A 21,509-nucleotide genomic window follows, 5' to 3' on the forward strand; every position below is an offset into this window, starting at 1 on the left:
CTCGAGCGGCAGGTAAACCTTCGTGCGGCGAAATACGCTGTGCCGCAGTGGGTCTCAGGCCAGCATTGGGTCGATCGCGGACCGAGGCACCAGCACCTGCGTGGCGTCGGGCAGCAACGTGCCCTGGTCGAAGAAGAAGATCACCCCGTCGTTGACCACCGCGAAATTCTGGTAATTGGCAGGGTTGTACAGCGCAGTCTGCGCCACCGGTGACGCCGGTGGTGGCGTGCTCGTGACCGGCTGTCCCGGTTGCGGCGACGGCGTGGGCGTCCCGGCCGGAGTCGGCGCCTGTTGCTTTGCCAGCTCAGCCTGGACGACGGGCGCTACGACTCGCAGCGGATCATCGACCCGCCACAACGGCGTGTGCTTCTTGTCGTCCGATGCGGCGGTGTAGACGATTTCCTTGCGATAGGTCTGGTCCCAGTTGAACGACTTGAACGTCGTCTGCGGCTGCGCGCCGACGTTCCGGTACACCTTGAACACCACCGTCTGCGTTCCGCGCGGCGGAATTGCCGAGTTGTACTCCGTGGGCTTGATCCGCAGCTCAGAGGGTTTACTTTGGGTCCCACCCGACTTGGCCGCGTTGACAAACGCGTCGCGCGTCTGGGAGATGAAATCGGCGATCGGCTGCTGGTCGGGGTAATCCATCGGGATGCTGATGTCGACGCTGTATGCGGGGTCGGAGAGTTGGATCTCGCACGTGCCGCCGGTATTGCTGCCCTTGAGGTCGGCGCAGTAATCCTTCGGCGCCGCCACCGCCACAGCAGACGAACCGAGGATTGCCGCAGCCGTGATGACGGCAACGCTGAACAGACGCATGTGTGAATTCCTCCAAACAACGCGGCATGGCGCCGCGGACGAGAGATTGGCGTGCAGCATCGCTGCGAGGGGCAGACGGAGCTACCGCTTATTCAGGGTAGCCGTTCGGAGGGTCTGGGCGAAGTCGCGCCGTATCCATCGGTCATAGCGTGCGCGGACGTCGTCACCGTCACGGCCCGAGACCGGCGCCCGACTTCCTGGTCGAGGAAGTGAGTTGGTAGCACCTGTTGCACCACAGAAGGTTTCGGACGGGTACTTCCTCGGCAACGCCAGGATCCAAGACCTCATCAACGCCAAGCAGCTGGTCGAGGTATTGCCGAAATTCGGGGTCGAGGGCATCTAGCCTCCCGAAGCGAAGCGCCGGAACTGTTGACCGGCGCATCAATCGGCGCGAGGTAGCACCGTCACATGAGCACTTAGACCGACCCGACGAAAGCCCCCGGGCGCCGCACGCAGGCGTTGTAGCATCCAGGCACCGTTCGTGCGCTCGGAGGGAGGCTCGGTGGGAGCGGAGGCGGCGGACGAGGTCTTCGGACGCTACCGTCTGCTCGAGACGCTGCCCTGGGGCGGCTCGGGCACGGTCTATCGGGCCTATGACACGACGATGGATCGCGACGTGGCCATCCGGATACTTCTCCCGGAATCGACGAGTGAGCCCGGGCGGCGCGAGCAGCTCCGGGACGAGGTCGCCAGCGCGGCGCGGCTGAACAATCCGCACATCATCCCGGTCCTTGAGGTCGGCGACATCGACGGACGGCTCTACCAGTCGATGCCCATCCTCGACGGCATCAATGCCCAGAGCTTGCTCGGTCGCGACGGGCCGATGAGTCCGAGGTCGGCGGTGCGATTGGTCGAGCAAGCCGCCGCGGCTTTGGCGGCTCTGCATGATTCCGGGCTGGTTCACGGCGACGTGAAGCCGTCAAACCTGTTCGTAGTCGGCGACATTGTGTTTCTGCTCGATGCCGGGGTGGCCGGTCCTACCCAAGCCGCTGGCGACGGTGCGGTCGAAAGTTGGCCATACCGGGCGCCGGAACGTTTCGGTCCCGGTCCCGCCGAACCCAGCAGCGACACTTACGCACTGACCTGTGTGCTCTACGAGTGCCTGACCGGGCAGCACGCCGTGACAGGCGACAGCCTCGAGCAATTCGTCACCGCGCATTCGGAGGGTTCGGCACCCAAGCCCACCGACGTCGACCCCGCAATCCCGACTGGATTTGACGACGTTATTGCCCGTGGCATGGCCAAGAAGCCCGAAGATCGTTATCCCACCGTCCGCGAACTAGCATTCGCGGCCAGAGACGCGCTCGCCTCCCCCGTCGCCGCAGCGGCGGAACCCGCAACCGGAGTGGAGTTCGGCCGCTATCGGCTTTTCGACTTGCTCGGTCAGGGCAGCATGGGCTCGGTATATCGCGCCCACGACACCGTGCTGGACCGCGACGTGGCCGTCAAAGTGCTGCGGCCGGAACTGGCTACCGAGCCCGGCTATGAGGAGCGATTCCGTCGCGAAGCCTCGGCGGCGGGCCGACTGGCTAGCCCGAACATCATCCCGATCTACGACGCCGGCGAGATAGACGGGCGTCTGTACCTGGTGATGCCGATCATCGACGGCATCGATGTACACACATTGCTTCGTCGCGACGGTCAAATGAGCCCCCTCAAGGCGGTCCGGGTCATCGAGCAGACGGCTGCGGCACTGGATGCAGCGCACCAGGCGGGGCTCGTGCACCGTGATGTGAAGCCGTCGAACCTGCTGAGCGTCGGCGATGACTTCGTGTACTTGATTGACTTCGGACTGGTGCAGCCCGCAGTTGGGACACGCTTGACCCGCACGAATCTCAATCCAGGAACTCCGGCATATATGGCTCCCGAGCGCTTCAAGCTCGAGACCATCGCCGATGCCCGCGGCGATGTGTACTCCCTAGCCTGCGTGCTCTTCGAATGTCTGACCGGGCGGGCGCCGTTTTCTGGTGGGGGCGTGGAGGGATTGGCCGCCGCTCATCTGTTCAACGAGCCGCCCTCACTTCGCAGCCTCGACCCTGCGATACCCGCCGGCTTCGACGAGGTCATCGCTCGCGGGATGGCCAAGGAACTCGATGAGCGCTACCAGACCGCGAACGAACTGGCTGGGGCTGCCCGGGCGGCACTCACCAACGTCTCTGTCAAAACTGAAACCCAGCTGCCCTGGGCCGCGTGGCGCAACCGTCGCCGCGCCCTTGCCGTCGCTGCGGCCGTCTTTGTCGTCGCCGTCGCCGCATTCTTCGGGTTCAAGCAGTTTCCGCTGCATTCGAAGGCGCGGGGTCAGATCCAGCTGCCGTTTACCGGTCTCGCCGGACCCGCTGGCCTTGCGGTCGATGCGAAGGGCGACGTCTTCGTCGTCGACAGCGGCAACAACCGGGTGCTCGAGGTGACGGGGGGCTCGACCAGCCAGACCGAGGTACCGATCGCCGGCCTGGACCATCCCGACGACATAGCAGTCGACGAGGCGGGCGACCTGGTGGTCACCGAACCGACACGGCACCGAGTGCTGGAGCTGACGGCAGGGTCGACCAGCCCGGTCATCCTGCCGTTCACCAACCTCGGGGAGCCCACGGGTGTGGCGGTCAGTTCGCGCGATCCGCGCGCCGACCGCGCCGTCCTGGTCACCGACGCGACCAACAATCGGGTGCTGGCCCTGGGTGTGCATTCAAGAAAGCAGACTGAGTTGCCGTTTGCGGGCTTGTCGGGTCCCTCGGCCGTGGCGGTCAGTGGGGACCGCGCCGTCTTCGTCATCGATCGGGAGAACGAGCGGGTGCTGAAACTGCCCCGGACGGCGACGGTCGACACTGTCCTGCCTTACGTGATCGGCCGTCCGGACTGGGTGGCGGTCGGCACCGACGGCAACGTGTACGTGACCGACAGCCACGGCAATCGGGTCCTGAAGCTGATCAAGGAGTCGAATACGGCAATCACGTTGCCGTTCAACGGTCTTCGCAATCCACAAGGCGTCGCTGTCGATGCCGCCGGGAATGTCTACGTGGCGGATGCCGGCAACAATCGGGTGCTGAAGCTGCCGCCGAGCTGATCGCTTTTCACCTCGTGATGGCGTCTCCCACGTTGATCGAATGGGTGCAAACGCACAAAGACGAGCCGTTCGTCACCAGCGCGCTCAGCAGGGTCGAACCGATGCGAACTGCGACTCGTCATGGCATGCCGGGGATCACCGAGCGTGCCCACCATCTACGCGATGGCATCGACACGGCTGCTGGCGGGTTGCCGATCAATCGGCATCCCAACCGCAGCACCAACATCGGCGACGGACGATTAGCGCTGAAAGTTGGCGCCGCACAACGACATCGAATCTGCCGAGCACCGGGCCTCCGCCCTGGCCAACCCGCCCTTGGAAACGCCTGTACAACAACGGTTTCGGCTATCTCGACGTGCAGAGAGTCAACAACGACGGTCACGTCGCCTGCTCGAACAGGAAAGTGACCTGTTGATCCCTGTTCGGTGCCAGCGGCATCGATGAGACGCACCCGAGCGGGCAGGAATCGGCGGCATCACAAGGCCGTGCGTCAACGCTGCAGTAGTTCGATACCGAGCCCCTCGACGTCGATTGTGTTCCTAGTGACCAACGCGACGCCGAGGGTCAGCGCGGTGGCGGCGATCATGACGTCCATGGCGCGACCGCGCGGACTGCGGCCTTGGGCTCGTAGGCGTCCGCACAGCAGGCCGTAATGGTGAGCGGTCTTGTCGGTGAAGGCGATGCCACGGCCATAGACGGACTGGATCATGGTTAACCGGTGCTGACGATTCAACCTGGCATTGTCGTCCGGAGCGGCGTGAACGCCGAAGTGAAGCTCCGCATAGCTCACCGAGCTGATCTGGCAGACCAGCCCTGACAAGTCGGCATCAGTTGCTACCAGGATGCTGGTGTCGAGGATGACTCGTTTAAACCCAGGGGTCGTCAACGATGTCTTCTTCGCGGGTCTCACGCAGTTCGGTTTCCCAACCGGCGTCGACAGCCGTTCCGTAGATGCGACCGGCCTGTTCTCCTGTTACCCAGGCTGGCGTTTCGAGTGGCACGATCCGGGCGACGGCGCGGCCGTTGACCAGCACGGTCACCTCCGCGCCATTCTCAACCTCACGCAGAACGGGAGCGGGATTTTGGCGCAGTTCTCGCATCCCGACATTTGTCACAGTGGCAGTGTACCGGCCATGTAGATCATGATCTACATGGCCGGTCATTTAGTCCCCCTCCAACTCCCACGCCCCTGCCGGGTGGGGTAAGGGCGGGCACCGTTTCCTAGTCTTGCCGCCTGTTCGCGCGCCAGGTACGTTCGGGCACCAAGCGGTACCGGCGGTACTGCGTACTCGCACCTTTGGAATGGAGTCCGCGATGCCAGTCAAGAACCATCCCAACGGCTCCGCCGATGGATTGCCGTTAGTCGCCCGACTTGGTAGCCGTCGAATGGGCGTACTTATAGGTGAAATCGCCACCGGAGCACATCGAGCTGGCGTGTGTTCAACGGAGTATCCAGCGCCATGCAGGAATTCTCAGCGACCGACTACCGCGGCGCGATCCGAGCAATCGACGGCGGCAGTCTGCGTACACATGCCCAACGGCGAACCTCGGCGAGGCGTATTCGTACCGTTCCACCAGGAGGTTGTCGGCACCCGTCGATAGGGTCGCGGTGAGCACAACGTTGGACGCTGCGATTGGAGGGTGGGCGATGGTGAGCACACGTGGTGATGGCGGGGTGTCAATCCTCGCCGAAGAGGTAGTCGGTGGCGACGTCGTATTGGTGCCTCACGAAGGCGGCGGGCGGCGTCCGCTCCATGTCGTGTCAGTGCGGCAAGAGCAGATTGTGGGAGGGCGACCCATGGTGCTCCTCACACTCGAAGTACAACCGCCGGCCGCCCGGCCGGTGGTCGTTCAGGCAGCCGTGGGCAGCAGGGTCATCCGCCTTCCTCGCGCATGACCGAAACGCAACCGAGCGCATCGGCACCGAAGCAGCAGATCCAGCTCCACTCCGAGTACGTGGGATCAGTGCAGCTGCGCATGCTGTTCAGCCCGTCCGGGCCGGATGCCAAAGCTGACGACAACGACTTCCGGTTGCTCGCGCATGGGAGTGCTTTCGTGTACGAGTGCGACGGCCAGACCTATCTCGTCACGGCAAGGCACAACCTCACCGGACGGCATTGGCAGACAAACGTCTACCTCGGTGAGTACGAAGTCAGTCCGACCCATCTACAAATCACGCTGTTGACCAAGCCACCAGCCCAAGGGTGGCAGCTTCAGCCAACCGGCGATGACGCTCGCACGGCGTCAACAGCGTTCCGTGCACGGCAGTTTCTCGTCTCGCTCATCGGCGAGGATTGGTCACCCCTCTGGAAGCAGCATCCCCTACACGGAGGTGACGTCGATGTCGCGGTGCAGGCCATCAACTTCGACGAGGATGACCTGATATACCCATGGAAGTATCCGGTCGAGGAAGTCGATCCTCGGGCGACGAAGTGGTCGAATCTTGCTCCAGCGCAGGATGTTTTCGTCGTCGGCTATCCGTATGCGCTATCGACCGGCCCCTTGTTCCCGTTGTGGATACGAGGCACGGTCGCCTCGGACACGCACTTCGGGGTCGTGGTTGACGGCAAGCAGCTGCCCCTCATCCTCGTTGACGCACGGACTCGAACAGGGCAATCTGGCTCAGTTGTCATCAGACACATCCCCGAAGGGGCCGTGGTCCCCACCAGGGACAACAGCATCGGTATTACGCAGCGACCACAGTCGCAGATTGTCGGTGTCTACTCGGGTCGAACCAGCGACGAGTCCGATCTTGGATACGTATGGCCGATCGCCGAGGTCGAGGACATCTGCCGCAACGGGACTGCCGGAACCATCTAGCTCGTCAACCGGCCTTCGCATCACTGACCGCGTTGGTAATTCCAGATGGCGTGATCCAGTTCGCTTGCTGTCATTGACAGTTCGCCCGCAACGGCGGTCAGCAGTTCGACGCAGAATGCTGTGCTGATCGTCTTGAGCTTCCGATCGAGTGCCTTCGCGACGAATCGGATAATCATGCGGTCCGGCTTGATGCCGGGAATTCCGGCCAGCATCTGCACGTAGTGCCACGTGACACCCGGTCCCTGACCGGGCACCTTCAGCCAGGTCTTCTTGACCCGCGCGAGTGCGTCGGCGTCTTCTGCAGCCGTGCGCAGATCCGCCGCAGTCAGGACTCCGACATCGATCATGCTGTTCGCTTCGGCTTCGATGGCGTAGGCCTTGAGCGGCGCTCCCTTGTGAGTCGACGTCCGGTTGCCATTGCCGATCCGCTTGGCCCATGCCTCATGACCATTCAGCTGTCCGAATGTCGCCGCGAGATCCGCGGCGCTATCGGTGTTCGGGTCGCCCCCTTGCTCGCGGCGGTATGCGCGGTAGCTGTTGACGACCTTCTCTACGGTTGGGTAGCGGACCATTGTCGACTGCACCGAGTCCACGATGCAGAGCGCCAGGCTGTTCGGATAGCCGTCTGGAGCCTTCGAGCCCCGGAACTGATCGCAACGCTCCGTCACGACTCGGACGTCTTCAGGAGAGAGGCTCATGCCGGGAACCGTGCCACATCGGACCGACATTGCAGTGTCGATTACACAGAGTTGGGAAGCTTGCTCAGATTCCGCGGCCACGAGCGATGAAGACACCCTCGGCGCCGCATCGAGGGCAGGGGTAGTCGTCGAAGTCGAGCAAGCAGGGAGCAACATTCCAGAAGATTTCGTCGCAGAGCAGCAGCGTGCATCCGCAGGTCAGTACGCAGCGCACGAGGCCAGGTGGGCAGCGACGGAACATGAGGCGTAGACGCCCCCGCATTCGACGACCGGAGTGAAGTCGAGCGCGAGCAGCACAGGGTCGTGCCACCAATGGGGATCAGGGTGGGTGTCGGTCATCGCAGAACGTCGATCTTCCATCGTGTGTCCACGCAGAATGCATGGACACGGGTCAGATCGACCGATCCTACGGCTCCACGAAACGCCACGCCAGGGTAGTGGTCAGCCGGCGAATCACGAAGGTCGGCTACGAATTATAGTGCGCTACTGGGCTTTTCGCATCATCTACTGCCCATGCGGGCTGCGCCCAACGATCGAGGGCAGCACCCCCGAATGTCACCCCCTGGGCGGATTCTTGTCACGGCTGCGCGGGTAGGTGTTCCGCTCGCCGATCGTGCCGTCCATCTTCTTGATGACGTGTTCGACGCCGCGGTCGCGCGCCATACCGCGTCCCACTGCTTGCGCCTCTGCCTTTGTGTCCGCCGTGTTGGACGCCCGCTGGCTGCCCTGGACGCGGTTCTTCCAAACCCCATCCTCGTTGTAGGTCTCGATATCGCCCTTTGCCATTTGCCTTCTCCTTCCGAGGTCCCGCCGAAGACGCTAGACCTACCCTCCGACACATTCCGGGACCTGCGTGACGCTGCCGCGCCTTTAGCATGAGCGGTGCGACGATGGTCGACATGCACCAGCGGATCGCAGCGCAGGCCTACCAGGCGCTCCGCGATGCGCTGCCGACGATCATGTGGCACAAGCGAGCCTTCGAGTCGTTTCTGCGGGACGCGCTCCGTGCGCATCCGGAACTGCTATCTGGGCTCGACTTCAACGGCGCGACGAAACGCGAGACCGCCGATGCATTGATTAATCGGCTCGCTGCCAACGAGCACACTTACCAGCAGACGACGATCGATCTCATGCTCGACGTTGCCGCCATGACGCAGTTCCGCGACGTCGAGACGATCAAGGAACCCGACAACCGAGCGCTGCGCCTTCAGGAGGCTCACGAGGCTGTCGGCCGGCTACGGACAGTGACGGCGCGGTACCGCGAAGAAGCCGAAGCACGCGAGCGGTCGACCGCGGCGAGGGAAGCTGAGGCTGCACGACAGGCGGGCATCAAACAGTTCTCGGACGAACTCAATGCACTCCGCGATCGGTACTTGGCCATGCACAGCGCCGATGACCCGCACAAGCGCGGCAAAGAGTTCGAGGGGCTCTTGACCGATCTATTCCTGATGTTCGACATGGAACCTCGTCTGAGCTACAGCCTGGCTCATGAACAGATTGACGGATCGCTGAGCTTCGACACCGACGACTACATCGTCGAAGCGCGATGGCGACAAGAGACGACCGGACGAGAACATCTCGACGTCTTCAAGACTAAGGTTGAACGCAAGGGGCGCAATGCACTTGGCATTTTCGTGAGCGTGAACCCGTTCAGTTCCAACGCATTGGCGCAGTACGGGTCGGCCAGCCCGTTTGTCGTATTTACCGGCGACGACCTCTTCATGGTGCTCGACGGCCGCATCGGTCTCGACGATCTACTGCGCGCCAAGAAACGCCACGTCAATGAGACGGGCGACTGCAACCTCCCTGCGCGTAGCGCGCTTACCTGAAGCGAGAACGCGATGCTGGCAGTCCCTATCCTACATATTATTTTGCTCTCGACAGTTACGTCATCGCGACGGATCGATAATCGGCGACTCCAGCCCGGATTACAATCCGATTGTTCGTGGTGTCGTAGTAAAAACTGACCGATATTGGGAAAGGTATTTCCAAATGCGGCCGTCCATCCAGCATCTGTAGTAATGGCTCCCGAGTGAACCTTGATTTCGTCAGGGTTATTCATCGATGCAGGATGATTGTCTTGTTTCGTTATATTATATGAAGCGGATGAAAGATTGATTTTGATCAATGCACCATTGTACAATTAATGGTACAAGGGGGCGCCATTCTTATGACACCAGAACAAACCGTAAAACTGATTAATTTACTAACAGACACGCGCGAGAAGTTGAACCTCAGTGTCAACGAAGTCGCACGACGGGCAGAGGTCGATCCGGGCACCGTGTGGCGCATAGAGCAGGGCATGATTTCCAAGCCGCGGATGGAGAGCCTTGTGGCGATCGCCCGCGTCCTCGACATCAACTCCACCGACCTCTTCACCACGGTGGGCTGGCTGAACGCAGACGAACTGCCATCGCTCAGCACGTACCTTCGCGCCAAATTTGGCGAACTGTCGGACGCGGCGATCACCGACATCAAGCACTACGTGCACCGAACGCAGTACGTCTACAGCCTCGCTGACAGTCACTCGCACACAGCGTCAGCCGCCGCAAGGCTCTCGGACCGCACCCACCGACCACCTAACTCGCCGCCGTCCCGACCATCGAAGGAGAAATAGTATGAGCCTAAACAACGATTTCGAGGACGCCGCTAAAGCCGTTCTCTACCTTCGAGTGTCGAGCAATAAGCAGATGGACACTGCGGTAGACATCGATCCAGACGGCAATTCCATTGCTACTCAACGTGAAATGAGTACTCGGAAGGCGCACAGCCTCGGTGCCGATGTCGTCCGCGAGTTCGTAGAACCGGGAGTATCGGCATCAACGATCGAGAAGCGTCAAGCATTTCAGGAGATGCTGGCATTTCTCCGCGAGAACCCTGAAGTGCGCTACGTAATCGTCTACGCCCGCTCCCGCGCCTTCCGCAACTACATCGACGCCGCCATCACTAAGCGACTCCTCGACAAACTGAACGTCAAACTCGTCTCTGCCCGTGAGGATTTTGGTGACGGCGTCTACGCCGACATGATGGAAGCCGTCACCGACATCTTCAACGATGTACAGAACAAGCTCAGCGGTGAAGACATCCGAATTAAGATGCAGCACAAGGCCGTCAATGGAGGGACGCTCGGACCAGCCCGCATCGGCTACCTCAACACCCGCGTTCAAGTTGAGGGGCGAATGGTCAATTCCATCAGTCTCGATCCAGAACGTGCACCCTTGGTACGAAAGGCATTCGAGCTATACGCGACGGGCGAATACTCCATTGATCGACTCACCGCAACGATGGCTGATCGGGGGCTGACGTCTCGGCCATCTGCCCGATGGCCGCAGATTCGCCCAGTATCGGACAGTACCCTGCACCGGATGCTGCGCGACCCCTACTATTCCGGCTTCGTTGTCTACAAGGGCGCGGTCTATCCCGGCCGTCATGAGGCAATCGTCAGCAACGACGTGTTCGATCGTGTCCAAGACATCCTCAATCTGCGGGGCGACACCGGCCAGCGTGATCGCGCGCTGACCCACTACCTCAAGGGAGCCCTCTTCTGCCAACGTTGCCGCGAGCAGGGGCGCACTGCCCGCCTGATCTATACAGAGGCGATAGACAAGAACAAGAAGCGCTACGGCTACTTCTTATGCCGCGCCCGACAGGAAGGGCTTTGCGACCTGCCGCACCTGCGTGCCGAGCTCGTCGAGGAGGCCGTGGTGGAGCACTACAACACCTTGCGACTGACCGGTGACTTTCGACACGAGGTGCGTGCGCAACTCGAAGATGCAGTCGCCGATGACCAGACCAGCGCGCGTGAATTTCACGCGTCGCTGACACGCAGACTCAAGGAACTCGACGAACGCGAGTCCAGGTTGATCGATCTTGCAGCCGACGACGCACTTCCACAGGCGAATATCCGCGCGAAGCTTCGCGAAGTCCAGAAGGAGAGGGCCCGCGCACAGGCCGGTCTAACGAATGCCAGCGAGGAGCTGTCAGTCGGGGCATCAGTGCTCCGGGATGCGCTGCACCTGGTCGAAGACCCGCAGAGGCTCTACCGGAATGTTGCTGATGACGTTCGTAGGCATCTCAACCAGACTTTCTACGAACGCTTGTATATTGATGATCTTGAAGTCGCGGGTGACCAGAAAACACCGCTGTTCGCCGAGCTCAGCGGGGCTGAAGCCGAGTATCACCGGCCAACCTATGCCAACCATCAAAAGAGCCCCCGCGAAGCGGAGGCTCTTGTCTCGACCTCGACAGACTCACTCACATTGTCCGATCTTTTCTCGGTCAAGGTTTCGAGTAAGCCTGTCATGGTGGGGCGGGTGGGGCTCGAACCCACGACCAACGGATTATGAGTCCGCGGCTCTAACCGACTGAGCTACCGCCCCCGGGCGCTAACGACCACGACACTAGCGCGGCCTCACCCACGAGACGCAGGCCGTCAGCCTTCGACGGGTGTCAGCCTGAACACCCGGATCTCGCGCGGCGCGGCCTTGGCACGATACGCGTCGTACCCGGCGTAGAAGTCGACCGCCGTCTCCCACGCCTGAGCGCGTTCGTCTCCAGTGAGCAGTTCGGCGCGGTACTTACGCGGCGGACCCTTGTACTCGACGGTGCACTCGGGATTGGCTTTCAGGTTGGCACTCCACCCAGGATGCTTCGGCCCGCCATAGTTCGACCCGATCGCCAGCAAGGTACCCGAATCCTCTATCAGGACAAGAGGAGTCGCGCGCGGCTGCCCGGTCTTCGCGCCGGTCGAGGTGACCAGACCGGCCCTGTCCACTCCCGCCGAACTGAAGCGGCCGTTGGTTCGAGGGATCAGCACCTTGTCGATGTGGGGAGCCACGTGCACCGCGAGCTGATAGCCGACCGGGCTCATCGCGATCCGCTCCCCCACGGCCTCGCCGAACCGCAACCGTCGACCGCGAACTTCGCTATACCGCCGAAACGCCACGGTAAGACCGTACCCGCCGGGCCGATTAGTACACGTACACGACGGCGCCGTTGCCGCCGTTGCAGACCACGAGGGCGCCGGTCGCAGCACAGGTCATCGTGTAGCGCTGGCCGGTCACCGGACTGAGAGCCTCGACCTGGCGTGGCGTCACGCTGGCCGGGCCGCCGGCGCCGTAGGCCTGGCGTACCTGTTCAGCGAACGGGCAGGTGGTGTCGGAGGATCCGACCGCCGAGTGCGCGAGACCACCCGACGGGCCGGACGTCGGTGCGCAGGCCTGCGCATTGGGCGGCAAAGAGACGGGCGTCGTGGCGGACGTGGTCGTCGTCCCGTCGTCCAGAGTCCACGTGCCACAACCCTGGGTCCGGAACCCGGCGTCGGTCGGCGCGATCCTCACGGTCTGCGGGAGAATCCCGGCCCCGTTGACGATGATGTCGGCGGTATCACCTCCGAAGCCCCGCAGGCGCTCCCAGTAGCACGACTCACCGCCCGGCGAGCGGTACGTGCCGGGCTGCAGGTCGACACCCAGCCGAAAGGTGCCGTCGCCCGGCAGGGTGCGACCGGCGGGCCGGGTGGTCGTCGTGGTCGACGAGGACGTCGTCGTCCCCGATGACGGAGGCGGGATCGAGACCGTCGTGCCGGGGTAGATGGGCTCCAAGTGGGACGTCGCGGTGTCGTGCGGCGCCACCGCCGGTCGAGCTGACTTCCCACCGCCCCCGGAACAACCGCTCACCAGGCAAGACACCATCAGAACTGCGACCGCGCTGCATGCGACTTTCATCAGTCGCCGTCAGCCGAACACCGTCTGGCCGTCGGCGTCGATCAGATACCGTTCGGTCCCGGATTCCACCCGCGCCGCATCGGCGCCCAGCGACACCGCGATCTTGTTGCTGGCATTGCGCATGATGTCGAAGGTGAGTTCGACGGCTTCTGCCTCGGAAAATCGTGAGCGCACCTCGGCGGCATCGTCGACGGCGAGGTGCGCAGGGGTCCAAATTAACGCATCCGTATAGCGCAGCGCTGCTTTAGCGCGGTCATCCAGCGACCTGGACGCCTCGAAGTGCGAAATCTCGTCGTACAGCGCTTCCGAACCGCCCGCGTCCAGGGCGTTGCCTTCCCGCAGCGACTTGCACAGCCGGCAGTTGTGCGCGGACGCGACGCGCAGCCGGACCAACTCGGAGGTGACCGGGTCCAGGGCGCGCATCCGGGCGACGGCGGGGGCGAAGACAGCGAACATCTCACCGGCCGGATCGGTCGAATCGTCCCAGGCGATCGGGCCGTTCACCCAGCCCAGGTACTCCGATCCGACATCCAACGCCTCCAACCCGGCCCGCACCCGCGGCACGAAGTCGGCGATGAATATTCCCACCACAATCCGAAAGGTGCTGTCCCGCAAGTATTTGAACAGCAGAGAACGTTGCTCGACGCTGATCATCGAAACGTCGGTGCTGAACTGCTCGGCGAACTCGGCGACGGCGCCCCCCGTCGAGCATTCCGGTTCGGTGATCTCTTCCTCGACGGGCAGCTTCGGCAGGGACAGCGTCTGCGCACACACGTGACGCACCAGGCTGGTAAGCGGCCCATCCGACAACGCCACCAACCGCGTCAGCCGATCGTCGACAGCGGGAGCAGACACCCTTTCCACGCTAGAGCGCGCGGGTAACCAGGGCAATTCCCGCTATTGCGCCTGGCTGACCGAGGACATGTGGAAATCGGGGATTCGCAACGACGGCATAGCGGCGCGCGTCGCCCAGTCACCCCATTCGCGTGGCAGCGTCTTCTCGCTGATCCCGGCCTCGGTCGCGCGCCGCAGCAGATCCAGCGGGCTCTCGTTGAACCGGAAATTGTTGACCGCCCCGGTGACCTCGCCGTCCTCGATCAGGTACACCCCGTCCCGCGTCAGACCCGTCAGCAGCAACGTCGTCGGGTCGACTTCGCGGATGTACCACAGCGTGCTCAGCAACAACCCGCGCTCGGTGGACGCGATCATGTCCGCCAGGTCCGCCGACCCTCCGGTCATGACGAGGTTGTCGCAGGCAACCGCGACCGGGGCATCGAACCGGGCGGCCGTGGCCCGCGGGTAGGCCAGTGCGTTGATCACGCCGTCGCGGATCCAGTCGACCTGCCCGATCTCCATGCCGTTGTCGAACACCGACATCGTCTCGCTGGAACTGCTGGCGGCGACGAACGGCGTGCACGCCAGACCCGGCGCCAGCGGGTCGGAGAACAGGGTCAGCGGCAAGTTTGTGAGCCGCTCCCCCACGCGGGTGCCGCCGCCGGGCGCCGACAACGCGGTGCGGCCTTCCTGGGCGCCGCGGCCGGCCATTGTCCAGGCGAGATAGATCATCATGTCGGCCACCGTTGAGGGCGGCATGATGGTCTCGTAGCGCCCGGCGGGCAACCCGACGAACCGCGACGACCAATCCAGCCGGGTCGACAAGTCGTCGAGCAGCGAATCCATCGGCACGTCAATGAAATCGGGTGTTCCGACGCCCGCCCACGCGCTGGCGTCGCCGCGTTTGGCGTTGACCTCGATCGCCCCGGTGGGCAGCGTGTAGCGCCGCCGCAGTCCCGTCGACGACGCCAGGAATGTCGTCGAAAGACTGTGGTGCGCATAGCCGTACAACGTGTCGCGGCCACGGAACACCTTGCTCAACGGGCCGGCGATCCCGGTGAACACCCCGACCCCGGTCCCGGGCACCGGCGCGTCCCAGTCGGCGGGCTCCCCGGTGTCGGCCAGCAGCGGTGCGGCGTCCCCGGCCTCCGGCGCCGAACGCGCGGCGTCCTGAGACGACACCACCAGGCCAGGCAGCACCGACGGGTCGGACTCGCCTGAGACCACCGCGCCGACGTGGGCGCTGTCCCCTTGTCGCACAATCGAAATCACGGTCACACTGCGGGTAACCGTGACGCCGTTGGTGGTCATCGAGTTGTTCGCCCAACGCAGCGTCGCCTCGACCTTGTCGGTCACCAGCACCATGGTCTCGTCGGCGCGGCCGCTCTTGGCCGCCTCGTCCAGGACGATGTTGACGACGTGCTGAGGCGTGATCATCGGCCGCCCTCGGTCCGGGTGTTGAGCACGTTGATGCCACGGAACAGTGCCGACGGGCAACCGTGGCTAACCGCGGCGATCTGACCAGGCTGGGCCTTGCCGCAATTGAGTGCACCGCCCAACCGCCAGGTCGACGGACCACCCACCGCTTCCATTGCATTCCAGAAGTCGGTGGTGGTGGCCTGATACGCGACGTCGCGCAACTGCCCGTACACCTCGCCGTCCCGAATCCGGAAGAAGCGTTGGCCGGTGAACTGAAAGTTGTAGCGCTGCATGTCAATAGACCAAGACTTGTCGCCGACGATATAGATGCCGTCGTCGACCCGCGAGATCAAGTCCTGGGTGCTGACGTCCTCGGACCCCGGTTGCAGCGACACATTCGCCATCCGCTGGATCGGGACGTGGTGCGCCGAGTCGGCGTAGGAGCATCCGTTGGAACGTGACTCACCTAGCCGGGGCGCGAAAACCCGGTCCAGCTGATACCCGACGAATAGCCCGTCGCGCACCAGATCCCAGGACTGGGCGGCCACCCCTTCGTCGTCGTAACCCACTGTGGCCAAACCGTATTCGACGGTGCGGTCGGCGGTCACGTTCATCACCGCGGATCCGTAGCGCATGCTGCCGAGTTTGTCCGGGGTCGCGAACGAGGTGCCGGCGTAGGCGGCTTCGTAGCCGATCGCCCGGTCGTATTCGGTTGCGTGCCCAATGGATTCGTGGATGGTCAGCCACAGGTTGCTGGGGTCGATCACCAGGTCCGTGGCACCGGGCACCACCGAGGGCGCACGCACTTTCTCGTACAGCAGGTCGGGAAGCTCGGCGAGTTCGGCGGACCAGTTCCACACGTCGTCGCCGGCGACGGCTTCCCAACCGCGAGCCGTCGGCGGCGCCAGCGTGCGCATGGAGTCGAAGCTGCCGGCCTTGGCGTCAATGCTTACCGCCTCCAACGACGGCTGCAGCCGCACCCGCTGCTGGGTGATCGAGGATCCGAACGTGTCGGCGTAGAAGGTCTGCTCCTTGACGGCGGTCAAGCCGGCCGACACGTGGTCGACCCCGTCGGCGTCCAGCAGTCGCCCGGAATAGTCCTGCAGCACCCCGATCTTTTCCGTCGCCGGGACCCCGAACGGGTCGATCTGATAGTCCGATGCCCAGCTGGCGTCGGCATACACCGGCTCGGGCGCCAACCGGACCTGCTCGGTGTTCAGCGCCGCCAGCACGGTCGCCACCTGCACCGCGTGGCGCGCTGTCCGGGCCGCGACGTCGGGTGCCAATTCGGAATGCGACGCGAATCCCCAGGTGCCGGCCACGATCACCCGCACCGCCAGACCGACCTCGCGGCTGAGCACCGAGGTCTCCAGTTCGCCGTCGCGCAGCTGGATGATCTCGGTGCTGAGCCGGTGGATCCGCAGATCTGCATAGCTGGCCCCGGCCGCTCTGGCCGCCGACAGGGCGGCGTCCGCCAACTCGTGGCGCGGCAGGTCCAGGAAGTCGGCATCGATCCCCCGGTTCGGTGTCACGGGTCCACCGTAACGACCGGCTTTAATACATTCATGCCCGACGCGCCACGCCGCTCCACCGCGCTGGCGTATGCCCTGCTTGCGCCAAGTCTGTTCGGCGTGGTGGCCTTCCTGTTGCTGCCGATCCTGGTCGTGGTCTGGTTGAGTTTGTACCGGTGGGATCTGCTGGGGCCGTTGCACTACGTGGGGTTCGCCAACTGGCGCTCGGTCCTGCGCGACGGCGACTTCGGCGATTCGCTGGTGGTAACCGCCATCTTCGTGGCGATCGTGGTCCCGGCGCAGACGGTGCTGGGTCTGTTGGCGGCGATGATGCTGGCCCCACGGCTTCCCGGCACCGGGTTGTTTCGAACTCTCTATGTGCTGCCGTGGATTTGCGCGCCGCTGGCGATCGCGGTGATGTGGCGCTGGATCCTGGCCCCCACCGACGGCGCGGTCAGCACCCTGTTGGGCCGGCGCATCGAATGGTTGACCAACCCTGACCTGGCGCTGCCGATGGTGTCGTCGGTCGTCATCTGGACCAATGTCGGTTACGTCTCGCTGTCTTTCCTGGCCGGACTGCTGGCGATCCCCGAGGACGTTCACAACGCCGCACGGACCGACGGCGCCAACGCCTGGCAGCGGTTCTGGCGCATCACGCTGCCGATGCTGCGGCCCACCACGTTCTTCGTTTTGGTCACCGGAATCGTCAGCACCGCACAGGTTTTCGACACTGTCTACGCCTTGACCGGTGGCGGGCCGGAGGGCAGCACCGATTTGGTCGCTCACCAGATCTACGCCGAGGCGTTCGGCGCGGCGGCGATCGGGCGCGCCGCGGTGATGGCGGTGGTGTTGTTCGTGATCTTGGTCGGTGTCACGTTCGTCCAGCACCTGTACTTCCGTAGGCGGATCACCTATGACCTCGCGTAACGCGCTGATCTATGTGGGCCTGGTGACCGGTGCACTGATCACGTTGGCGCCGTTCATCCTTGGCCTGCTCACGTCGTTCACCTCAGCACACCAGTTTGCGACGGGCTCGCCACTGCAGTGGCCGCACCCGCCGACGCTGGCCAACTACACCGATCTGGTCGGCACTGGTTTCGGTCGGGCGGCCGCGGTGACCGCGTTGATGACTGCGGTGATCCTGCTGGGGCAGTTGACTTTCTCGGTCCTGGCCGCGTACGCGTTCGGCCGGTTGCACTTTCCCGGACGCGACGGGTTGTTCTGGGTCTACATCGCGACGTTGATGGTGCCGGGCACCGTGACTGTGGTGCCGCTGTATCTGATGATGGCTCAGTTGGGTCTGCGGAATACGTTCTGGGCGTTGGTGATTCCCTTCATGTTCGGATCGCCGTATGCGATCTTCCTGCTGCGCGAGCATTTTCGCCTCATTCCCGACGACCTGGTCAACGCCGCACACCTCGACGGGGCCAATACATTGGATGTGCTCGTGCACGTGATCCTGCCGTCCAGCAAGCCGGTACTGGCCGCGCTGACGATGATCACCGTCGTCTCGCAGTGGAACAACTTCATGTGGCCGCTGGTGATCACCAGTGGGCGCAAGTGGCGGGTGCTGACGGTGGCCACCGCGGACCTGCAGTCCCGGTACAACTCGCAATGGACATTGGTGATGGCGGCGACGACGGTGGCGATCGTGCCGCTGATCGTGCTGTTCGTGGCCTTTCAGCGGCACATCGTCTCGTCGATCCTGGTCTCGGGGCTCAAATGAATCGTCCCCGCTTCTCGACATTGTTCGCGGGTGCTTCCGCTTTGGTTGCCGTGTTGTTGTTGACGACAGCGGTCCTGATGGGCCGGTCCAGCGAGAACGGCAAGATCGTGGTGACCGTGCGACTGTGGGCCGAACCCATCGCGCGGGCCTACCGGGAGTCGTTCGAGGCCTTCAACCGTACGCATCCCGACATCGAAGTGCGCACCAACATGGTGGCGTTCTCGAATTATTTCGACACTTTGCGCACCGATGTGGCGGGGGGCAGCGCCGACGACATCTTCTGGCTGTCCAACGCCTACCTCGACGCGTACGCCGACAGCGGTCGGCTGATGAGGATCGACAACCCCGATGCCGACTGGGAACACACCGTGGTGGCCCAGTTCACGCACAACGGATCGCTGTGGGCGGTACCGCAATTGACCGATGCCGGGATCGCGGTGTTCTACAACGCCGACCTGCTGGCCGCTGCCGGCGTCGACCCCGCCGAACTGGACACGTTGCGGTGGAGCCCGGGCTCCGACGACACCCTGCGGCCCCTGCTGGCCAGGCTCACCATCGACGCCGACGGACATCGCGCCGACGCCATGGGTTTCGAGTTTCGCCGGGTCCGTCAGTGGGGGTACAACGCCGCCAACGACCCGCAGGCCATCTACCTCAACTACATCGGGTCAGCGGGTGGGGTGTTCCAGCGCGGCAACGAGTTCGCGTTCGACAATCCCGAGGCGCTGCAAGCGTTTCGCTACCTCGTCGGCCTGATCAACGACGACCACGTCGCACCGCCGGCCTCTGACACCAACGACAACGGCGACTTCTCCCTCAACCAGTTCCTGGCCGGCAAGATGGCGCTCTTCCAGTCCGGCACCTACAGTCTGGCGGCGGTGGCCCGCGATGCCACCTTCCGGTGGGGCATCGCGATGATGCCCGCCGGACCCCGAGGACGCGTCAGTGTGACCAACGGCATTGCCGCAGCGGGCAATTCGGCTACGAAACATCCTAAAGCGGTGCGTGAGGTGTTGGCCTGGATGGGAAGTCGCGAAGGTAACTCCTATCTGGGGCGCGAAGGTGCGGCCATCCCTGCCGTCGTGTCGGCCCAACCCAGCTATTTCGCCCACTGGAAAGCCAGGAATGTCGATGTCACGCCGTTCTTCTCGGTTCTCGACGGCCCCCATATCCCGGCCCCCGGCGGCGCCGGATTCGCCGCCGGAAACGAGGCGCTGCAACCCTACTTCGACGAGATGTTCCTGGGCAGAGGCGATATCGCGGTGACGTTGCGGCAAGCTCAGGATGCGGCGAACGCCGCCGCGCGCCGCTGACCTGCTGCCAGGCTAACGTGACGCTCGACGCCTGAAGCGGGTCCGACCGGACGCACAACCGTGTGCTACGACGACGCACCCCGCGCCTCCGCCGCATTGAGCGCACTGTGATGCCGTCCCCACGCGAAGTAGTAGATCAACGCCGCGGCGATCCAGCCGCCGAACGCCAACCACGTGTACCAGTGCAGACTGAGCAGGATGTACCCGCACGCCAACATCGAAAGCACCGGCGTGACAGGGTAACCGGGCATCCGGAACCCGCGCGGCAGATCAGGTTCACGCACCCGCAGGATGATCACCCCCGCCGAAACCACGATGAAGGCGGTCAACGTCCCGATCGACACCATGTCGGCCAGCTTGTCCAGCGGTACGAACGCGGCCAACGCCGACGCTACGACCGCGACCATCACCGTGTTGTTCACCGGAGTCATAGTGCGCGGGTTCACCCTCGCGAACCACGCGGGCAGCAGACCGTCACGACCCATGGCGAACAGGATGCGGGTCATCCCGTACAGCGTGACCAGCGTGACCGTAAAAATCGAAATGACCGCGCCCGCAGCCAGAATCGTGCCCGCCCACGTACCGCGCGTGACGCTGTCGAGGATGGTGGCCAGTCCGGCGTTCTCCTGCTTTGCGAAGTTCTGCCACGGCTGGGTGCCGAGCGCGGCCACGGCGACGAGTACGTACACGCCGGTGACGACGAACAACGCCGACAGCAACGCGCGCGGCATCGTCTTCTGTGGGTCCTTGACCTCGTCGCCGGCGGTGGAGACCGCATCCAAACCGATGTAGGAGAAGAAGATGGTGCCCGCCGCCGAGCCGATGCCCGCGACCCCGAAAGGCGCGAAATCCTTGAGATTGCCGTCGTCGAAAGCGGTGAACGCGATGACGACGAACATGCCCAGCACGCCCAGCTTGACCAACACCATGACGGTGTTGACTTTCGCCGATTCGCTGGCGCCGCGGATCAGCAGCAGCGCGCACATGACGATGAGGATGACCGCCGGCAGGTTCACCCAACCGTGCGAGACGCCGTCGGGCAGCTTGTCCCACGGCGCCGCCGAGAGCGCATGCGGCAACGAGAACCCGAACAGATTGTGCAGCAGCTTGTTCAGGTAGCCGCTCCACCCCACCGCCACCGCGGCCGTCGCGACCCCGTATTCCAGCAGCAGACACGCCGCCACGACCATAGCCACCACCTCGCCCAGCGTGGTGTACGCGTAGGAATACGACGACCCGGAAACCGGTACGGCCGAAGCCAATTCGGCATAGCAGATGGCGGCCAGGCCGGCGGCGAGTCCGGCGATGAGGAATGAGACGATCACGCCGGGACCGGCCTCGGGCACAGCCTGGGACAGCACGAAGAAGATCCCCGTGCCGATCGTCGACCCGACACCGAACAGGGTGAGCTGAAAAGTCCCGAAGCTGCGCTTGAGGCCGGATGAAGCACCCTCCGCGACCGGGGCACCACCCACCGGACGCCGGCGCAGCATCTGCTCTTTGATGCTGATCGAAATATCCGGCAACTGCCCTCCCGTCGGTAGCTCCGCTGATTATGAGCCACCCGCAGCACGGCGACAGTTGC

General features: G+C 63.7%; 21 protein-coding genes, 1 tRNA gene and 1 pseudogene. 9 read left to right on the top strand and 14 right to left on the bottom strand.

What is annotated here, in order from left to right; all coding sequences use genetic code 11:
* Positions 1 to 54 precede the first annotated feature (54 nt).
* Positions 55 to 819: an RsiV family protein gene (locus tag AC5Y4D_RS19550; protein WP_500037971.1), complete on the bottom strand. Its 765-nt coding sequence runs from the start codon at positions 817 to 819 to the stop codon at positions 55 to 57.
* 214 nt (positions 820 to 1,033) lie between these two features.
* Between AC5Y4D_RS19550 and AC5Y4D_RS19555 the strand changes: the two genes are divergently transcribed.
* Together AC5Y4D_RS19555 and AC5Y4D_RS19560 are read left to right on the top strand one after the other, a co-directional pair.
* Complete coding sequence (locus AC5Y4D_RS19555) at positions 1,034 to 1,162, top strand: hypothetical protein (RefSeq protein ID WP_500037972.1); 129 nt, start codon at positions 1,034 to 1,036, stop codon at positions 1,160 to 1,162.
* Between the two features lie 138 nt (positions 1,163 to 1,300).
* On the top strand, positions 1,301 to 3,880 hold the full coding sequence (locus AC5Y4D_RS19560; protein WP_500037973.1) for a serine/threonine-protein kinase PknD: 2,580 nt from the start codon (positions 1,301 to 1,303) through the stop codon (positions 3,878 to 3,880).
* A 490-nt stretch (positions 3,881 to 4,370) separates the two neighbouring features.
* Here AC5Y4D_RS19560 and AC5Y4D_RS19565 read toward each other — a convergent pair whose 3' ends face one another.
* The gene (locus tag AC5Y4D_RS19565) at positions 4,371 to 4,766 is read right to left on the bottom strand and encodes a PIN domain-containing protein (RefSeq protein WP_500037974.1); all 396 of its coding nucleotides are present in this window, start codon (positions 4,764 to 4,766) and stop codon (positions 4,371 to 4,373) included.
* Positions 4,747 to 4,995 (bottom strand): type II toxin-antitoxin system Phd/YefM family antitoxin, encoded by a 249-nt coding sequence (locus AC5Y4D_RS19570; RefSeq protein ID WP_500037975.1) that lies wholly within the window; start codon positions 4,993 to 4,995, stop codon positions 4,747 to 4,749. Before AC5Y4D_RS19570 ends, AC5Y4D_RS19565 begins: the two co-directional genes overlap by 20 nt.
* Positions 4,996 to 5,773: 778 nt before the next feature.
* Between AC5Y4D_RS19570 and AC5Y4D_RS19575 the strand changes: the two genes are divergently transcribed.
* Entirely contained in the window at positions 5,774 to 6,700 is a 927-nt protein-coding gene (locus AC5Y4D_RS19575) for a S1 family serine peptidase (protein WP_500037976.1), read from the top strand.
* Positions 6,701 to 6,720: 20 nt separating this feature from the next.
* Here AC5Y4D_RS19575 and AC5Y4D_RS19580 read toward each other — a convergent pair whose 3' ends face one another.
* The gene (locus AC5Y4D_RS19580; RefSeq protein ID WP_500037977.1) at positions 6,721 to 7,398 is read right to left on the bottom strand and encodes a DUF8548 family protein; all 678 of its coding nucleotides are present in this window, start codon (positions 7,396 to 7,398) and stop codon (positions 6,721 to 6,723) included.
* Between the two features lie 555 nt (positions 7,399 to 7,953).
* A complete protein-coding gene (locus AC5Y4D_RS19585; protein WP_500037978.1) occupies positions 7,954 to 8,184 on the bottom strand; it encodes a DUF2188 domain-containing protein in 231 nt (76 codons plus the stop codon).
* Positions 8,185 to 8,288: 104 nt separating this feature from the next.
* On the opposite strand from AC5Y4D_RS19585, the gene AC5Y4D_RS19590 reads away from it, so the two are divergent.
* The 3 genes and pseudogenes from AC5Y4D_RS19590 to AC5Y4D_RS19600 form a co-directional block, all read left to right on the top strand.
* Positions 8,289 to 9,227: a restriction endonuclease gene (locus AC5Y4D_RS19590; RefSeq protein ID WP_500037979.1), complete on the top strand. Its 939-nt coding sequence runs from the start codon at positions 8,289 to 8,291 to the stop codon at positions 9,225 to 9,227.
* A gap of 341 nt (positions 9,228 to 9,568) precedes the next feature.
* Complete coding sequence (locus AC5Y4D_RS19595) at positions 9,569 to 10,015, top strand: helix-turn-helix domain-containing protein (protein ID WP_500037980.1); 447 nt, start codon at positions 9,569 to 9,571, stop codon at positions 10,013 to 10,015.
* 73 nt (positions 10,016 to 10,088) lie between these two features.
* Positions 10,089 to 11,054: pseudogene (locus AC5Y4D_RS19600) on the top strand (recombinase family protein); the annotation flags it as partial.
* Here AC5Y4D_RS19600 and AC5Y4D_RS19605 read toward each other — a convergent pair.
* The 8 genes from AC5Y4D_RS19605 to AC5Y4D_RS19640 form a co-directional block, all read right to left on the bottom strand.
* Positions 11,031 to 11,210 carry a hypothetical protein gene (locus AC5Y4D_RS19605; RefSeq protein WP_500037981.1) on the bottom strand — a complete coding sequence of 60 codons (180 nt, stop codon included), beginning with the start codon at positions 11,208 to 11,210 and terminating at the stop codon, positions 11,031 to 11,033. The pseudogene AC5Y4D_RS19600 and the gene AC5Y4D_RS19605 sit on opposite strands and share 24 nt — an antisense overlap.
* Before the next feature lie 180 nt (positions 11,211 to 11,390).
* Positions 11,391 to 11,579 carry a hypothetical protein gene (locus AC5Y4D_RS19610; RefSeq protein WP_500037982.1) on the bottom strand — a complete coding sequence of 63 codons (189 nt, stop codon included), beginning with the start codon at positions 11,577 to 11,579 and terminating at the stop codon, positions 11,391 to 11,393.
* 121 nt (positions 11,580 to 11,700) lie between these two features.
* Positions 11,701 to 11,777 (bottom strand) — tRNA-Ile (locus tag AC5Y4D_RS19615).
* 53 nt (positions 11,778 to 11,830) lie between these two features.
* Positions 11,831 to 12,343: a nitroreductase family deazaflavin-dependent oxidoreductase gene (locus AC5Y4D_RS19620; protein WP_500037983.1), complete on the bottom strand. Its 513-nt coding sequence runs from the start codon at positions 12,341 to 12,343 to the stop codon at positions 11,831 to 11,833.
* Positions 12,344 to 12,368: 25 nt separating this feature from the next.
* The gene (locus AC5Y4D_RS19625; RefSeq protein ID WP_500037984.1) at positions 12,369 to 13,028 is read right to left on the bottom strand and encodes an Rv1352/Rv1906c domain-containing protein; all 660 of its coding nucleotides are present in this window, start codon (positions 13,026 to 13,028) and stop codon (positions 12,369 to 12,371) included.
* Between the two features lie 102 nt (positions 13,029 to 13,130).
* Positions 13,131 to 13,976: a carboxymuconolactone decarboxylase family protein gene (locus AC5Y4D_RS19630; protein ID WP_500037985.1), complete on the bottom strand. Its 846-nt coding sequence runs from the start codon at positions 13,974 to 13,976 to the stop codon at positions 13,131 to 13,133.
* Between the two features lie 42 nt (positions 13,977 to 14,018).
* On the bottom strand, positions 14,019 to 15,392 hold the full coding sequence (locus AC5Y4D_RS19635; RefSeq protein ID WP_500037986.1) for a metallopeptidase TldD-related protein: 1,374 nt from the start codon (positions 15,390 to 15,392) through the stop codon (positions 14,019 to 14,021).
* A complete protein-coding gene (locus AC5Y4D_RS19640) occupies positions 15,389 to 16,906 on the bottom strand; it encodes a TldD/PmbA family protein (protein WP_500037987.1) in 1,518 nt (505 codons plus the stop codon). Before AC5Y4D_RS19640 ends, AC5Y4D_RS19635 begins: the two co-directional genes overlap by 4 nt.
* A 33-nt stretch (positions 16,907 to 16,939) precedes the next feature.
* Here AC5Y4D_RS19640 and AC5Y4D_RS19645 point away from each other — a divergent pair, with 33 nt between their 5' ends.
* Genes AC5Y4D_RS19645 through AC5Y4D_RS19655 form a run of 3 tightly spaced genes read left to right on the top strand, consistent with a single transcriptional unit; the run spans position 16,940 to position 19,924 of the window.
* Positions 16,940 to 17,812 (top strand): carbohydrate ABC transporter permease, encoded by an 873-nt coding sequence (locus tag AC5Y4D_RS19645; RefSeq protein WP_499945801.1) that lies wholly within the window; start codon positions 16,940 to 16,942, stop codon positions 17,810 to 17,812.
* Positions 17,799 to 18,611, top strand: coding sequence for a carbohydrate ABC transporter permease (locus AC5Y4D_RS19650; protein ID WP_500037988.1), 813 nt, complete (start codon positions 17,799 to 17,801; stop codon positions 18,609 to 18,611). Before AC5Y4D_RS19645 ends, AC5Y4D_RS19650 begins: the two co-directional genes overlap by 14 nt.
* Positions 18,608 to 19,924, top strand: coding sequence for an ABC transporter substrate-binding protein (locus AC5Y4D_RS19655; RefSeq protein WP_500037989.1), 1,317 nt, complete (start codon positions 18,608 to 18,610; stop codon positions 19,922 to 19,924). Before AC5Y4D_RS19650 ends, AC5Y4D_RS19655 begins: the two co-directional genes overlap by 4 nt.
* A 65-nt stretch (positions 19,925 to 19,989) precedes the next feature.
* On the opposite strand, the gene AC5Y4D_RS19660 is transcribed toward AC5Y4D_RS19655, so the two are convergent.
* Complete coding sequence (locus tag AC5Y4D_RS19660; RefSeq protein WP_500038020.1) at positions 19,990 to 21,417, bottom strand: amino acid permease; 1,428 nt, start codon at positions 21,415 to 21,417, stop codon at positions 19,990 to 19,992.
* Positions 21,418 to 21,509: the final 92 nt, after the last annotated feature.

This window comes from Mycobacterium sp. NGS67, from assembly GCF_059812185.1.

What these genes read in the sequence shown, in the direction of transcription:
- AC5Y4D_RS19550 (WP_500037971.1), bottom strand. Translation starts at nt 819, where the DNA reads ATGCGTCTGTTCAGCGTTGCCGTCATCACGGCTGCGGCAATCCTCGGT.
- AC5Y4D_RS19575 (WP_500037976.1), top strand. Translation starts at nt 5,774, where the DNA reads ATGACCGAAACGCAACCGAGCGCATCGGCACCGAAGCAGCAGATCCAG.
- AC5Y4D_RS19580 (WP_500037977.1), bottom strand. Translation starts at nt 7,398, where the DNA reads ATGAGCCTCTCTCCTGAAGACGTCCGAGTCGTGACGGAGCGTTGCGAT.
- AC5Y4D_RS19585 (WP_500037978.1), bottom strand. Translation starts at nt 8,184, where the DNA reads ATGGCAAAGGGCGATATCGAGACCTACAACGAGGATGGGGTTTGGAAG.
- AC5Y4D_RS19590 (WP_500037979.1), top strand. Translation starts at nt 8,289, where the DNA reads ATGGTCGACATGCACCAGCGGATCGCAGCGCAGGCCTACCAGGCGCTC.
- AC5Y4D_RS19595 (WP_500037980.1), top strand. Translation starts at nt 9,569, where the DNA reads ATGACACCAGAACAAACCGTAAAACTGATTAATTTACTAACAGACACG.
- AC5Y4D_RS19635 (WP_500037986.1), bottom strand. Translation starts at nt 15,392, where the DNA reads ATGATCACGCCTCAGCACGTCGTCAACATCGTCCTGGACGAGGCGGCC.
- AC5Y4D_RS19645 (WP_499945801.1), top strand. Translation starts at nt 16,940, where the DNA reads ATGCCCGACGCGCCACGCCGCTCCACCGCGCTGGCGTATGCCCTGCTT.
- AC5Y4D_RS19650 (WP_500037988.1), top strand. Translation starts at nt 17,799, where the DNA reads ATGACCTCGCGTAACGCGCTGATCTATGTGGGCCTGGTGACCGGTGCA.
- AC5Y4D_RS19655 (WP_500037989.1), top strand. Translation starts at nt 18,608, where the DNA reads ATGAATCGTCCCCGCTTCTCGACATTGTTCGCGGGTGCTTCCGCTTTG.
- AC5Y4D_RS19660 (WP_500038020.1), bottom strand. Translation starts at nt 21,417, where the DNA reads ATGCTGCGCCGGCGTCCGGTGGGTGGTGCCCCGGTCGCGGAGGGTGCT.